Consider the following 14,871-nt stretch of genomic DNA (forward strand, 5'->3'; position numbering starts at 1 on the left):
TGTCTTGTTTTTGTGCAAAAAGTGTTGTTGCACAAAGAAGAATGGGAATGAATATCGTTTTTTTTATCTATAAATTATTTAATTACAAGCTTTTACAATCATTATAAAAATTATGATTCCAAAAACCCAATAAAACCAAGAAACAGAATTGGCATTATCTGAACTATTGTTTGTTGTTGATGTATAGACACTTGTTGGTCTGTTTGAAGTTGGTGGTGCAGTAGAAATTGTTTTCCAATAACAGATATATTTAACTTGATTTACTTGAGAATAGCTTAATTTCTCGAATAAGAAGTTGACCAAAGATTTATATTCATTTATTTGAGTTAAATTGTTTATGTTTTTAATTTTCTCAACATTTTTATGTGGAATTGTTTTCTTAACTAACTCAACGACTTTATCCCAATCAAGAGAGTTTTCTATTGCTTTATTTACTTTGCTCCAATTTATTGACTGATTGTAACCTAAAGGCATTGCTAAAACCTCTCTCGTAATTTTTGTTTTATTACTTTCATAAGCATTCTTTACGGATTTTAGAACCTCAATCGCTTGATTAAGTTCTCTGTCTTTCATTCCTTCTAGCGTATTGATTTTTCTTTTACCCTGTTCTTCGTAGCATCATTTACAGCAACGCTTTCAGCTAATTTTGCTAGTTTCATAGCTTCTTCAAGGTAATTGTTGCTTTTTTCTTGCTCTTGGCTTTCGTTGAAGTAATCTATAGAACATTGCAATATCTCTTTCGCAATATTATCAGCCAACATTTTGTATTGTAGATTAGTATTACCTACAATAGATTTTAAAAGAGTTAATTCGCTTTTGATGTTAGTGTATAAATCTGTTCCAAATTTATATGCATTGCCTTTGTTATTTGTTCGCTTTTTAGTGCATTGTTCAATTTGAGTTTCAATTTTATGAACAGGTTCTTCCGTAAATTTTTTGGAAAGATATTTTTGTGTAGTTCCTGTGCAATTGCTGAACAATTCCATTGTTTCTGCAATGGAATACTTGTTTTTGAATTGCGTTAGCAATTCATCAATCAAGATTTCAATTTGTTTGTTTTTGTCAATGGAAAAAGTTTCGTCAGCAACCGTATGTACAAAGTCTTTAAAATGTTCGGATGATATCAGTTTGATTTTGGCGGTAATTCCCTGTTTTATTTTTTTTTGGAATTTTCTAATAAATAAAGCGTTCCTATATTATTGAAAGCCGAAAAGTTTTTGGGATTTACTTCTTTTTCATCGGTTAGCTTTTCCCAGATTTCAATTGCTTTTTCTTTATTTCCATTGATTAAATGTTGAATGGCAGTATTATCAATTGGATTTAGATTGATAAACCAAAATAGGGAATGAGTTACTTTATTCTGATTTTGTTCGATGTCAGAAAAAGATTTATCGATAATTGCACTGCTTCTTTGCAAGGAATCAAAAAACGGAAAATCATATTCAGAAGTGATTTCCTTTCCAACTTTTGCGTAAGCCGTTATTTTCCCTTTTCTACTTTGAATTTCTCTTGCAGAAGCATTGGAAATAATTCCTGCAATTCGGTATGGGTTGTTTAGTATTGATTTCATTTATAATTTCTACGGTCTGGCAATTTATATGCGTTTTTTTAATATTCTTTACGGTTTTCCGTAAAGAGCAAAAAAACAGCGTAGGCTAATTCCTTAAACTCTGACTGAAGGTGGTCGAATACCCTGACACAAAGCAAAAAGGAACGCCCACGCTTTACCGTAGGCGTTTCCACTTTTACTTTCCTTGTGTCATTGAAAATTTTCGACCTTTTCAGTCAAGGAAATTTTTAAAGCGAAACGCTAATATTGTTATATGTTATTTATTTTTTAACTCATTTGGTATTTTTTGAATATCACAAATATATAAAATTACTTTATTTTCGTACTTACTTTAACACCACTCTTTTTTTCATTTCTTCAACAACAGCAAAAGCTGCCGGACAAATAGCAACATTTTTCAAGGTAAGATGGCTTATTTGCTGAAACTTTATCCGGTCGGTATGCGGAAATTCTCTGCAGGCTTTCGGGCGCACATCATAAATCATACAATAATTTTCAGCGTCTAAAAACGTACATGGAACACTTTGTAACACATAATCGCAGTCTTCGTCTATCCGCAAATAGTTGTCGGTAAACTGCTGTGGTTTCATTCGCAGATATTTGGCAATACGTTCAATATCAGCCTGAGTGAACAGTGGTCCTGTGGTTTTACAACAATTTGCACATTTTAAACAATCGGTTTTCTTAAATACATCGTCGTGAATAAGCTGCATTTTATAGTCTAAATCTTTAGGTGTCTTTTTCTTTAGCTTATCAAAATACTTCTTGTTTTCGGTATGCTTATCTTTTGCTAACTTTGGCAATTGTTTTAAATACTGTTCCATTGCAATTTTAAAATGCAAAATTACAAATAATCAATTATGTTTAAAGATCTTTTTGGCAAAGCAATGCTTGATTACGTGCAAAATAATCAACCAGAGAATTTAATTACCGAAACCACTATCAGCGAAGCCGATGAAATGGATGTTTCTTATCTTTTTCGTTCGTTTAAAGAAATGCCCAAATTAGAGCAAAAAGCTTTAAAACTTGCCCGCGGTAAGGTATTAGATGTGGGGTGTGGTGCCGGAAGCCATTCGTTATATCTGCAAGAGCAAGGATTGAATGTTTTAGCTATTGATATTTCGCCCAATGCTGTGGAAACCTGTAAGATCCGCGGTGTTGAAAACGTAGTGCAGATGGATATTTTACAAGTTGATGATTTGGAAAAATTTGATACGATTCTGCTTTTGATGAACGGAACCGGAATTTTTGGCAAACTGAAAAATATCGATCTTTATTTATCAAAGTTAAAGTGTTTACTGAATGCTAACGGACAAATTTTAATTGACAGTTCTGATTTAATTTATATGTTTGATGAAGATGAAGACGGTGGCAAATGGATTCCGATGTACGGCGATTATTACGGCGAATTGGTTTTTAACCTGACCTACAAAGGCGAAAAAGAAGAACCTTTTAACTGGTTGTATTTAGATTTTAATACCTTGCAAAATGCCTGTTTGGCACAAAATCTACATTGTGAATTGATTAACGAAGGTAAAAATTTTGATTATCTGGCTCGAATTACAAAATAAAAAAGAGAAGTTAAAACTTCTCTTTTTACATCATATATTTCATAATAATTCCCTGGATCTCTGCCTTAAAGGCTTCTGATTTATTGCTTAAAACCGTGGCATAATTCTGTTTTACCATCATGAATTTTTTTGCCAATGGTGATTGGTAGAATTCAATAAGATTCTCTACTTCGCTTTGTGACAGATTTTGGGAATAATAAGATATCAAATTGTTTTTTTGTTTGGCAAGTAAAGGCTCCATATCTTTTTTAAAACTTTCCCGGTTGTTTGGTGAAAGTTGTTTTGAGATTTCATCAGCAATACTATAAAATTCATTGATTTCGCCCGACAATTCAACAAGTTTAATTACATCGCTTTTATTTGCCTGCGCAAAACCGTTTACAGATAGGAAAATGCAAAGCAGTAAAACTATTTTTTTCATAACTTTTTTATGTAAAGTTATAATATTTTAAGGAATATCCAAATATTTATGTGTTTGTGTAGAAATAGCCCATTTAGGATTATTCTTAACATATTCTATCAATACGGGAAGCATTTCATCTTTTTTGCTCCATTCTACCTGCAGATACAGTTTTGCAGCTTTATTTACTCTGGCAGCTTGTTCTTCTGCAAACGTAAAATCATGTTTGTTGTAAATAATGCATTTTAATTCGTTCGCTGCATCGTACACGCTTTGTGTGGGCAATTTTGTCTTTTTAGGCGATAGACAGATCCAATCCCAAAAGCCCGAAAGTTCATAAGCACCCGACGTTTCCATATTGGTCTGTATTCCTTTTTGTTTTAATTGTGAGGTCAGTGCATCTAAATTCCACATCAATGGTTCTCCACCGGTAATTACGACTAATTTTCCGTGTTTTTCAGCCTGAGCTACAATTTCATCAATAGCAATGGTTGGATGCAGGTTCTCGTTCCAACTTTCTTTAACATCGCACCAATGACAACCCACATCACAACCTGCTAAACGTATAAAATAAGCTGCGTGCCCTGTGTAAAAACCTTCTCCCTGAATGGTGTAAAAGGCTTCCATTAAAGGTAACTTTTCATTTGAACGACTGTTATTTATCATTATTAAAATTTTCTGCAAAGATACAATTCTTGAATTTCTCTTATAAAAAAAGAGCAACTTAAAGTTGCTCTTTTTTTTATTTAATTAGCATTTTGCACTTGCTTTCGTGCGTATTCGTTACTTGAATCTAATTGCAGTACTTTTTTAAATGCGTTTGTTGCTTTTTCCTTATTGGTTGTTTTATTGTAATTTCCAATCATAGTATAAGCCTCAACTAAAGCTTCTTTAAAAGCTGCATCGTTTGCTCTGCCCTTTTCTGTTAACAAGCTTATAAACCCTTCGTAATCTTTCTCCATTTGGGCTAATGAGGTTGGGGTATTTAAATTTCTGTTTACACGGGCACTGATTAAATAAGCCTCAAAAGTAGGTGTTTTCTTTAATGAGTTATCTAAATCGCTTTTTGCCTTTTGTAACTGGTCATTAAACATAGGACTGTCACTTGCCATATAAAGTGCATTTCCTTTGTAGTACATATCGTACACATAATAAGGCGATTTTTCATCTTTAGATGCCAAATCAAACACAAAATAAGCTTGTTCAAAATGTTCGTCTTTAAACAAATCAACTCCTAACTGGTGCAAGGCTACTCCTAATTGTGGATTTTCTTTTACAGCTTTAGACATTTCTTCGATTGATTTCTTATAAACCGCTTCATTAAAAGTACCATCTTCATTACGAGATGTTTCTAATTCTGACAGTCCTTTATATAAGTAATCAATGGGTAAAATATTTTCTTTTTTATCCTGAACATCAAAATATTTATTGATGCTTTCTTTTGCATCTGCAAATTTACCGTTCTGGAAATCGGCAATGGCACGGTAACGATACATATAGAAGTTATCTCCGCGGGTGTACCATTTGGTTCTAACCAAATCACCTAATGCCTTGTAATGTTTATTTTTGATTAAATACGTTGCTAATTCATTGTCGGAATCTAAACTTTCGCCAATTAAACCATGGTATTTAAAATAATTTTCAACTCCTTTATCTAATAAAGATTTATCGTCTTCAAAACGGGCGTAATCTGCATACGTTAATCCCAATTGTTTATAAACATCGATATAATCAGGATTTTTTGCTACAATAGAATCATATACTTTTATGGCCTCTCCAAATTCATTACCTGCACGGAACACATCTGCCAATTTCATTTTAGGCAAAAGGCTTTCAGGAAACATTTTTGACGTTTCAAAATACACTCTGCGGGCATCAACAAATCGTTTTTCCGCAAAATAAATATCTCCGCGGGCAATGTGCGGCTCCGGAACTTTTAAATCGACAAGCAAGGCATAGTTTACATAATCTAAAGCTGCGTCAAAATCAGGTTTTGGAGCTTTAGTATATGCGTCTGCTACAACCAAGAACGTTTCGTAATCGTTTAACGGTAAATTATTAGTTCCTGCGTTAAATTTCGATTTTGCTTCTTTGTCTTTTCCGTTCAACAAAGATATTTTACCAATTCCTATATTATTAATACCCGGTTCTTTAACTGCCCGTAAACCTTGTTTGAAGTAATAATTTGCCGAATCCTGATTGTTTTCGATTAAATGAATTGTTCCTAAGCGATAAAAGTTTCTTCCTTGATTGGGTTGTGTTCTTATAAGCTTATATAAATCTTTTTTTGCAACATCGTACCTTCCGTATTTTATTGCTGTATCTACGTCAGTACCCGTTTGGGCATTTACACTGAAGATAAATGATAATAAAGCTAAACTTAATGTAATTTTTTTATTCATAATTTACAATTATATTGAAAAAATTTAGATTATTCAACTATGTTTATTTCTCGTTTTGGTAATGTTATCGGCATTAATCCCGATTTTAAAACAATGCGCTGCCCCTTGTCTGATGCTGCAAAACTTGCAAAGCCCGTTCCCAATCCGGTTTTTCCCTGAACATCAATAATGTTTATTGTTCTTATTAACGGATAGGTATTGTCTGCAATGGTGCTTTGCGACGGAGCAAAATATTGTTTTAGCGAATCGTTATAAACCCACATTGACCGCAGTTCTTTAATATTTTCTTTTATTTTGTCATCGGGTTGCAGCATCCAGTTGATTCCCACAACGCCAATGGCGTTTTTATTTTTATTAATATAAGATACAATTTCTTCTACCGTTTTGGTGTAATATACATTTTTACTTATGTTATCAACTTTGGCATCTTTCATTATGTTTGATACAATGGCTGAATTTGCATCGTGAAACACAAATATCTTATCGGATGTTTTTGTTCCTTTAAAAATTTCAATTACATCGTTATAATTAATTAATGTATCATTTGTATTTTTCTGTGTGATAAACAACACCGCATCTTTAGCAATTGGTGTAATTTTAGGCACTACTTTCCCTTTAAAAACTGCTAATTCTTCTGCTGAGAATGTTTTAGGCAACACTGCCAAACGATTAGAGTCTTTATAAACTGCATTTAAAATCTCGTTTTGCGAAAGCATCTTTAACTTGATGTCTGCATTGGTATAATATGATTTAAACACTTCATTAATATCATCAACCACAGGGTAAACAGATGATTCAACGTACATTTGTGTCGTTCCTTTATCATACGCTTCTTTTATTTTGGTTGTTGATTCTGTACTTTTTTTACACGAAACCAACAAACTTAACCCTATCACAGACCATATTATCTGTTTCATAAATGTACCCTATTAATTGATTGCTAAATCTACTAATTTTTTTTTTAATAAACTTTACAAATTTTGCATTTTTAACACTCAAAAAAATGTTAGACGAAAATATATTCATTTAATCCCAAAAAACTTTTGAATGTGCAATATATAAAGCCCGCTGTGAACGGGCTTTTATTTTAATTGTTGACTCTTACTTTTATGGGTAAGGTAAATATTGAACGAACGGTGGTTCCGTTGTGTTGCGCGGGTTTCCATTTAGGCATTGATTTTAAAACGCGAACAGCTTCATTACCTAAGCCAAATTTATCTTCTATAATCTGAATATCGGTAAATGATCCGTCTTTTTCTACAACAAAACGCAATTTAATAACCAATTCTTTCTCGTTACTTTCAATACTGTTTTTTGAAAACTTACGGATAAATGATTCAAAAAATTTATCGTAGCCTTCATTTGGCATGGCTTTGTGTTGAACCAATCTTACAATGTTATTTGTCAGATCCGTAGTTGTTGTTCCCACGTCATCGCCAGGTTTTTTGCCGTCGGTTCCGTCTTTGGCATCACCTGTTATTCCGCCGTTCGACTTTAAAACGCCGTTTTCCAAGTCTGCATCATTGTTTTTTTGTCCCGATTGAATCTCGTCTGTAAAATCACTTTGTGCTGCCAAATTATCGTTGGTAACTTTATGATCTTCTTCTACACGCATTTCTTTAAATTCAATTTCTTTTTGAACGGAAGTTCTTGCCGAAGCCGTTTTTTCTTCAGGTACTTTTGGCTCAACCGGTGTTTTTTGAATATCTTTCGGTTTTTCTGGTGGCGTATCAATATTTTTAGGAGCTACCGTTGGAGTTTCTTCATCTGGCAGATTTACAATAATAACCGTTCCTTCACTTTTAGACGCATATAAATAAGAACTGCCAAAGCCCAAGCTTATAAGCCCTAAACCAATTGCCAATGCCATAAAAGTTGTTTTGTTACTTTCTTTACGTAATTTATAGGCTCCGTATAATTTATTGCGGTTTTCAAACACAATATTAAGCCACTCTTTCCCAAATAAATTTAAATTGTTCATGATTGAAATATTTTAAAATTAAGAGTAAATTTTCAAATCATACTAAATATTTTAACTAAATATACAAAATAAAAACACACTTTTGTAATATAACGTAAAACATTTTCTTTTTATTATCTGAATAAATGAAAAAAGACAAGAAATTATTCTTGTCTTATATTAATGATTCTGAAAAACCGGAAAATACTGTAAATAATAAGCAATACCCCAAAGAGTAGCCTACGGGTATAAGAAAGCTCTAAAGGAATGGTTTTCCAAAATATAAACATACATCCCAACACAAAATATAATACCAAAAACAGTAATCCGGTAAAGAACAAAAATCGCTGTAACAGCGATTTTTGTTTAAAATTATTTACAATGTTTTGTAACATATTAGTTATTTACATTAATGGTAATTGGTAAGGTAAATTTAGATCGAACCGTTTTACCGTTGTGTTGTGCCGGTTTCCATTTTGGCATCGATTTTAATACGCGCATAGCTTCTTTACCTGCTCCTTGCTTATCGTCAAGAACTTCTAAATCGGTAAAAGATCCATCTTTTTCAACAGTAAATTTTAAACGGATTTTAATCTGTTTAACGTTACCGCCCACATCAGGTGCGTTAAATTTACGAACAAAATTACTCATAAATTTCTGCATACCTTCATTTGGTGCTGCCTTTTGCTGAACAAATCCCCAAACTTTATTTTCGTCATCAGAGAATTTTTCGCCCGTTCCTGTTCCTTGCGAACCTTTATCAGCACCACCGGTTTGTTTACCATCAAATTTAGTATCACCGTCTTTATCAGCCTCTCGGTCTTCACGTCCAGAAGTTTTTGTGTCGTCAAAGTCTTTTTGAGCTGTTTTTTGCTCATTTTTTACTTCTTCGTCTTTCTTTACTTCCGTTTCAAGAAATTTCACTTCTTCTTGTACAGATTTTGAAGCATCTGCTACTTCAGGCTCAGGCTCAGGAATTGGTTCTTCTTTAACCTCTTCAACAGGTGGCTCTGGCTCTGGTAACTCTGGCAAAACAATTTCTGTCACTTCTACATTCGCATCATTTACCTTTTTGTTGAATTTTTCTCCAAAAAGTGATTTGTATGCAACCGATCCACCAAAAGCTAACCCAATACAAACTACCCCAAGCAATAATGCAAGCAGTGTAGTTTTAGGATTTTCCTCACGTAACTTGTATGCTCCGTAAGCCTTATTACGACCTTCGAATACAATGTTCCGCCAATCCTTTCCAAATAAATTAATATTAGCCATAATAGTTTATTTTTTTATGTTATGCTTACTGCATAACTGCTTTTTCGTCTTCTGTCATGTCTTGCAACGCATAGATTTCAACTCCTGTAATTGCCATTTCATCTAAAATGTCAATCATATCGGTATAAGTTGCATCTTCGGTTGCTTTAATTAACACAACAATTCCATCTTTACCCTCATGCCCTGCGGCTCTTAAATTCGCCATTTTTTGCAAAATAACCTGACGAATACCTTCTTTGCCATAAGGTGTATCTGTTGGTCCAACTCCTTGATAAGGCTCTTTTAGCAAACCCATGTAATATTTTAACTTACGATCTTTACCTATTAAAATAGTCATGGTTTTAGAGGCTTTTGCATCTTGTATTTTAGTAGGATCCGGTTCTTCTAATTTATCCGGCATGGTCAAATCCATTGACTGCGGTTTGGATAAAGAGGTGGTTAACATAAAGAACGTAATCAATAAGAATGCCAAATCTACCATTGCTGTTAAATCAACGCCGGCATTTTGTTTTTTACTTCTTACTTTTTTGCCGCCTTTTCCTTCGTTACCACCGGTATTTAATTCTGCCATTTCTTTTTAAATTTTAGTGATTAAAAGTCGTCTGATCTTAAACCTGTAACAAGGTAGAAGCGGTTTTGACGTTGTTTCTGTAAAATATCCATTATCTCTTTAATGGTTCCATATTGTTCGTTGGCATCACCTTTAATTGCAACTTTTAAGAATGATTCTTTACGTTGCCAAGATGATTCACGTGCTTTTTGTACCCAAGATGATAACTGATTGTTTAAAGAATCTTTATAAGGAATACCTTTATGCAATTCTTTTTTCATTCGCTCACTTGAGGGTTTTGCCAACAGGCTCTTCATTTCACGAATATCAACACCGAAGTTTTCCATACCTGCAAAGGTATTTTGTTCTTCTTTGGTAAATTCGATGTTATATTCTTGCCCCATTCTATTTAGCACATCAATTCGATCTTCTCTGCCTGCCAAACCAATGAAAACATTTTCCTGACCAACAGTGATACTTAAAATATCGTCTGAAGGAATTTTAGTTTCTTTTGTTGACGCCGGCAAATCTACCGGATAAACTTCCGGAGTTTTTGCTGTAGAGGTTAAAACGAAGAATGTTAGCAATAAGAACGATACGTCGCACATTGCGGTCATATCAATTCTTGTACTTGATTTTTTCATTTTTGCCATATTCTTTCTTCTTTTTTAACCAGATTTTTAATCTGGGATTATACAATATTTACAAACTACAATAAATGTTGAATTATTTATTGTGTCTTCTGTAAGATTGTGTAATTGCGAACCCGGCTTCGTCGATAAAATGTGTTAATTTATCAATTTTTGTGGTGAATATGTTGTAGAATACAATAGCTAATGTAGATGTACCAATACCAGTAGCAGTATTCATCAACGCTTCAGAAATACCGGTTGCCAATGCAGCCGAGTCTGGCGAACCTGCAGTTGATAAAGCCGAGAACGCTTTAATCATACCTGTTACCGTACCTAACAAACCTACTAATGTACCAATTGATACTAATGTTGCCAAGATAATCATGTTTTTCTCTAACATGGGCATTTCTAATACTGTAGCTTCTTCAATTTCTTTTTGAATGGTTTCTGTAGCTTTATCAGCATCAAAACCTTCACTTTTAACTTCTTTTAATTTAATCAAAGCCGCTTTTACTACGTTTGCCACAGAACCTTTTTGTTTGTCAGAAAGTTCAATAGCTTCGTTGATTTGATTTGCATTAACTAATGATTGTACTTTAGCAACGTAACCTTTAACGTCTCCTGTTCCAGCTGCTTTGCTAACAACAATCCATCTTTCAATACCAAAAACAATAGTTGTAGTTAATAATCCAATTAATACAGCTATAACAGGTCCCCCTTTATACATCATACCTAACAAGTTTCCTGGATTAGGCTCACCTGAAGGATCTCCATTCTGGAAGTTACTTGGATTACCTAATAAGAAATGCCAGATAGTGAAACCAACCAAAAGACATACTATTACTGTAATCGCCGCCGCCACGTTTGATAATCCTGAATTACTTGGATTTTTCTCAACTGTTTGTGTCATCTTAATAAAATTTAAATTTAATGTTTACTCAATTTTTAAAATTAGTTTTACTTTTTTCAAGCGTAGCAAATTTAGTTTTTTACTTTTAATAAAAAAATATTTTTTTGCTTCACATTTTTCAAGGCTTTAAAATTAACCAAAAAGAAACAATTATTTTACCTTTTAGTATTTTTTTAGCATCCCCAAAATCATTAAACGGTTTGTTTTCATTATTATTGCTTTTATGTTGTAAAAAGTTCTTAACAATTAATTAATCTTCATTTTTGTTGAATTTTTTAAATTCACAGAAGTTTATATCTTTATAAAACATTTTCTTATTATAAGTTATACTAATGTAGGAAGGAGAAACTGTACAGAACGAACAATTAATCAAATGGAAATAGAAAAATTTACCGAACAAATTAAAGAAGGCTATTCTTTTAAAACCGATTACATCACGCTTGGCGGAGCAATGGTAAACAACGAAGCAGTTGCCAACCTTTTTGTAAACATCCCTTTAAAAACACTGAACCGGCACGGTTTAATTGCCGGAGCTACCGGAACCGGAAAAACAAAAACCATTCAGGTATTATCTGAACAATTATCCAACAAAGGCATTCCCGTTTTAATGATGGATATAAAAGGGGATTTCAGCGGAATTGCCGAAGCCGGCGAAAAAACGCCTTTTATAGAAGATCGCCACACAAAAATGAATTTACCTTTTGAACCCAAAGCATTCCCAGTAGAATTACTTACCATAAGTAAACAAAACGGCGTACGATTACGTGCCACCATATCAGAATTTGGTCCGGTACTTTTGTCGCGTATTTTAGATTTAAACGATACACAATCGGGCGTAATGTCATTGATTTTTAAATATTGCGACGACCACCAGCTGCCTTTATTAGATTTAAAAGATTTAAAAAAGGTGATTCAATTTATTACCAATGAAGGCAAAGGTGATATAGAAAAGGAATACGGTCGTGTTTCAACGGCATCAACCGGAGCTATTTTACGCAAACTAATTGAACTGGAACAGCAAGATGCCGATTTGTTTTTCGGAGAAACATCATTTGATATTAAAGATTTAATGCGGATTGACGAAAACGGCAACGGATATGTCAACATTTTGCGTTTGAACGACATTCAAGACAAACCCAAACTGTTTTCAACCTTTATGCTTTGCTTACTTGCCGAGGTTTATAATACCATGCCCGAACAAGGTGACAGCGGGCAACCAGAGTTAGTCATCTTTATTGATGAAGCCCATTTAATTTTTAAAGAAGCCAGTAAAGCACTTTTAGATCAAATAGAGACCATTGTAAAACTGATCCGTTCAAAAGGCATTGGATTGTATTTTATCACTCAAAACCCAACAGATGTGCCCGATGGTGTTTTAGCGCAATTAGGCTTAAAAATTCAACATGCTTTAAGAGCGTTTACCGATAAAGACCGTAAAGCGATAAAATTGGCATCTGAAAACTTTCCGTCGACCGAATTTTACAAGACCAATGAAATCATTACCCAATTGGGAACGGGCGAAGCATTGGTAACGGTTTTAAACGAAAAAGGAATTCCAACGCCACTTGCTGTTTGCATGATTCAGGCTCCCATGAGCCGAATGGATATTTTGACTCCGGCGGAAATTGACGGTTTGATTCATAAATCGACTTTAAAAGACAAATACAATAACGTTATTGACCGGGAAAGTGCTTATGAATTGCTAAACAAAAAATTGAGTGAAATTCAAGCAGAAGAACCAGTAGCAGAAAAAAAGTCTAAAACAACCGCTACTCCTAAAAAGAAAGACGATGGCTTTTTTACCAAACAGGTTGTTAAGGTATTAACCAGTGCTACTTTTATACGCGGAGCTTTTGGTGTGCTTACAAAAATGTTAAAAAAATAAAACAGACTAAATGTCTGTTTTATTTTTTCTTAATAATTCTAAAATATAATTTTCAACTTCGGCAGTTTGCCAATTTTCATGGATGTTTGGTAGTTTCATGACCTCGTCCATTACCATTTTTTGTGAATCGCCTATCGCCAACGCATCTTCATAAGGATTCAGGCTAAAAGTAACCCTATCATATAAAGGCAACCATTTTTCGGGATGCAGTTTTGTAAACCACGCCTCAATTTTTTTCTGTAATAAGAAATCGGCATCGGCTGTTTTAGTACTCATTTCAATAAAATTGCGATACGATAATTCGGCAATGGCATCTGCATTCGGCTTTCGGATTGCCTGATACTTTTCAAAAACCATTTGTATATCATCCGGGAATTTATCTAACAAATCGCTCAATGCTGTAATATCTTCAAAGCCCGCATTCATGCCTTGCCCGTAAAACGGAACAATTGCGTGAGCCGAATCGCCAATTAGTGCTACTTTGTCTTTATACGTCCACGGATAACATTGCATGGTAACCAATGATGATGTGGGATTGGTAAAATAATCGTGCTGTAAATTGGGAATTAAATCTTTTGTATCTGAAAAATATTCATTAAAAAAAACGTTTAATTTTTCTTCTGTATGAATTTTCTCAAACGAATTTTCTCCTTCAAAAGGCATAAACAAGGTACAAGTGAACGAACCATCATCGTTTGACAAAGCAATCAGCATAAATTCGCCACGTGGCCAAATATGAAAGGAGTTGGGGTCAATTTTATGCGATCCGTCGGCATTTGGAGGAATGGTAAGTTCTTTATACCCGATATTTAAAAAATACTGTGAATAGTCAAACCTGTTTTGGCGTTGCATACGGTGACGAATTCGGGAAAAAGCCCCATCGGCACCTAAAACCATATCAAACGTTTTCTGTTCAAAAGGTCCGTGTTCGTTCTCTCCGATATATAAGGTAGCCGTATCTAAATTTACGTCCCATATTTTTTGGTTGAATTCAAAATTCACTCCTTCTTTTTCTGCTAAATCGACCATTAGCCGGTTTAAACCACTACGCGAGATGGAATAAATTGCTTCGCCATTGATTCCGTAAGGCTGAAACGTTAACGAACCATCTTTCAGGTGAATAGCACGTTTATCCATTGGAATTGCAATTTTTCGTATCGCATCGCCAATACCTACCCGATCTAAGGCGTTCCAGCCACGCGTTGACATTGCCAAATTAATTGATCGCCCTGAAAATTTAACTTTTCGAATATCGGCACTTCTGTCAAATATAGTAACCTTGTAATTTTTCTTTTTCAAATAGATACCCAAAAGCGTACCAACCAAACCGGCACCAGCAATTGCAACATCTTTCTTTTCTGTAAGCATAATCGCTTTTTGTTTTTATTGTGGGTTGATAAAAGTACTAAAATGTATTTGAGCTACCAAAATTTGTAAAAAATATAAAAGTTAAAGTATTTAACATTTTTTTCACTAACTTTATAGTACTAATTTTTAAAATAGTATGCTATGAGAGATTTAATTTGGCTTATCGCCGTAGTTTTAATTATTTTATGGGCTGTGGGATATTTTGGGTTCGCAGATGCCGTAGGAAGTTTTATCCACGTTTTATTGGTTTTGGCAGTGATTGCTATCTTATACCGATTAATTACCGGAAAAAGACCTTAATAAGAAAACAAAAAGAGGCTGTCTAAAAAGTCACAAAACGCAAAAATCCCG

The 14,871-nt window shown here is 33.9% G+C and carries 17 protein-coding genes; 3 read left to right on the forward strand and 14 right to left on the reverse strand.

Annotated features, from left to right (window positions below; all coding sequences use genetic code 11):
- Positions 1–78: 78 nt before the first annotated feature.
- From BLW20_RS06340 to BLW20_RS06355, 4 genes are all read right to left on the reverse strand, one after another.
- Entirely contained in the window at positions 79–573 is a 495-nt protein-coding gene (locus BLW20_RS06340) for a hypothetical protein (protein ID WP_091097654.1), read from the reverse strand.
- Between the two features lie 5 nt (positions 574–578).
- Complete coding sequence (locus BLW20_RS06345) at positions 579–986, reverse strand: hypothetical protein (RefSeq protein WP_143037745.1); 408 nt, start codon at positions 984–986, stop codon at positions 579–581.
- A gap of 167 nt (positions 987–1,153) precedes the next feature.
- A complete protein-coding gene (locus BLW20_RS06350; RefSeq protein WP_091097662.1) occupies positions 1,154–1,570 on the reverse strand; it encodes a hypothetical protein in 417 nt (138 codons plus the stop codon).
- Between the two features lie 326 nt (positions 1,571–1,896).
- Entirely contained in the window at positions 1,897–2,394 is a 498-nt protein-coding gene (locus tag BLW20_RS06355; RefSeq protein ID WP_091097666.1) for a YkgJ family cysteine cluster protein, read from the reverse strand.
- A gap of 36 nt (positions 2,395–2,430) precedes the next feature.
- On the opposite strand from BLW20_RS06355, the gene BLW20_RS06360 reads away from it, so the two are divergent.
- Positions 2,431–3,141 carry a class I SAM-dependent methyltransferase gene (locus tag BLW20_RS06360; RefSeq protein ID WP_091097669.1) on the forward strand — a complete coding sequence of 237 codons (711 nt, stop codon included), beginning with the start codon at positions 2,431–2,433 and terminating at the stop codon, positions 3,139–3,141.
- A gap of 25 nt (positions 3,142–3,166) precedes the next feature.
- On the opposite strand, the gene BLW20_RS06365 is transcribed toward BLW20_RS06360, so the two are convergent.
- The 9 genes from BLW20_RS06365 to BLW20_RS06410 all read right to left on the reverse strand — a co-directional run bounded on the left by BLW20_RS06365 (position 3,167) and on the right by BLW20_RS06410 (position 11,267).
- On the reverse strand, positions 3,167–3,562 hold the full coding sequence (locus tag BLW20_RS06365; RefSeq protein WP_091097673.1) for a DUF2059 domain-containing protein: 396 nt from the start codon (positions 3,560–3,562) through the stop codon (positions 3,167–3,169).
- Between the two features lie 27 nt (positions 3,563–3,589).
- Positions 3,590–4,207, reverse strand: coding sequence for a 7-carboxy-7-deazaguanine synthase QueE (locus tag BLW20_RS06370; RefSeq protein WP_091097677.1), 618 nt, complete (start codon positions 4,205–4,207; stop codon positions 3,590–3,592).
- An 80-nt stretch (positions 4,208–4,287) separates the two neighbouring features.
- On the reverse strand, positions 4,288–5,943 hold the full coding sequence (locus BLW20_RS06375) for a tetratricopeptide repeat protein (RefSeq protein ID WP_091097681.1): 1,656 nt from the start codon (positions 5,941–5,943) through the stop codon (positions 4,288–4,290).
- Between the two features lie 29 nt (positions 5,944–5,972).
- Complete coding sequence (locus BLW20_RS06380) at positions 5,973–6,860, reverse strand: PstS family phosphate ABC transporter substrate-binding protein (protein ID WP_091097685.1); 888 nt, start codon at positions 6,858–6,860, stop codon at positions 5,973–5,975.
- A gap of 170 nt (positions 6,861–7,030) precedes the next feature.
- Positions 7,031–7,924 carry an energy transducer TonB gene (locus tag BLW20_RS14660; RefSeq protein WP_091097689.1) on the reverse strand — a complete coding sequence of 298 codons (894 nt, stop codon included), beginning with the start codon at positions 7,922–7,924 and terminating at the stop codon, positions 7,031–7,033.
- A 375-nt stretch (positions 7,925–8,299) separates the two neighbouring features.
- Positions 8,300–9,175: an energy transducer TonB gene (locus BLW20_RS06395; RefSeq protein WP_091097697.1), complete on the reverse strand. Its 876-nt coding sequence runs from the start codon at positions 9,173–9,175 to the stop codon at positions 8,300–8,302.
- A gap of 25 nt (positions 9,176–9,200) precedes the next feature.
- On the reverse strand, positions 9,201–9,746 hold the full coding sequence (locus tag BLW20_RS06400; RefSeq protein ID WP_091097700.1) for an ExbD/TolR family protein: 546 nt from the start codon (positions 9,744–9,746) through the stop codon (positions 9,201–9,203).
- 20 nt (positions 9,747–9,766) lie between these two features.
- On the reverse strand, positions 9,767–10,378 hold the full coding sequence (locus BLW20_RS06405) for an ExbD/TolR family protein (protein ID WP_091097704.1): 612 nt from the start codon (positions 10,376–10,378) through the stop codon (positions 9,767–9,769).
- Between the two features lie 73 nt (positions 10,379–10,451).
- Complete coding sequence (locus tag BLW20_RS06410; protein WP_091097707.1) at positions 10,452–11,267, reverse strand: MotA/TolQ/ExbB proton channel family protein; 816 nt, start codon at positions 11,265–11,267, stop codon at positions 10,452–10,454.
- A 373-nt stretch (positions 11,268–11,640) separates the two neighbouring features.
- Between BLW20_RS06410 and BLW20_RS06415 the strand changes: the two genes are divergently transcribed.
- The gene (locus tag BLW20_RS06415) at positions 11,641–13,152 is read left to right on the forward strand and encodes a helicase HerA-like domain-containing protein (RefSeq protein ID WP_091097711.1); all 1,512 of its coding nucleotides are present in this window, start codon (positions 11,641–11,643) and stop codon (positions 13,150–13,152) included.
- Between the two features lie 6 nt (positions 13,153–13,158).
- Here the strand turns inward: BLW20_RS06415 and BLW20_RS06420 are convergent, their stop codons facing one another.
- Positions 13,159–14,520 carry an FAD-dependent oxidoreductase gene (locus BLW20_RS06420; RefSeq protein WP_091097715.1) on the reverse strand — a complete coding sequence of 454 codons (1,362 nt, stop codon included), beginning with the start codon at positions 14,518–14,520 and terminating at the stop codon, positions 13,159–13,161.
- Between the two features lie 141 nt (positions 14,521–14,661).
- On the opposite strand from BLW20_RS06420, the gene BLW20_RS14565 reads away from it, so the two are divergent.
- On the forward strand, positions 14,662–14,820 hold the full coding sequence (locus BLW20_RS14565; RefSeq protein ID WP_129757661.1) for a lmo0937 family membrane protein: 159 nt from the start codon (positions 14,662–14,664) through the stop codon (positions 14,818–14,820).
- Positions 14,821–14,871: the final 51 nt, after the last annotated feature.

Source organism: Paenimyroides marinum (genome assembly GCF_900108395.1).
Lineage (GTDB): Bacteria > Bacteroidota > Bacteroidia > Flavobacteriales > Flavobacteriaceae > Flavobacterium > Flavobacterium marinum.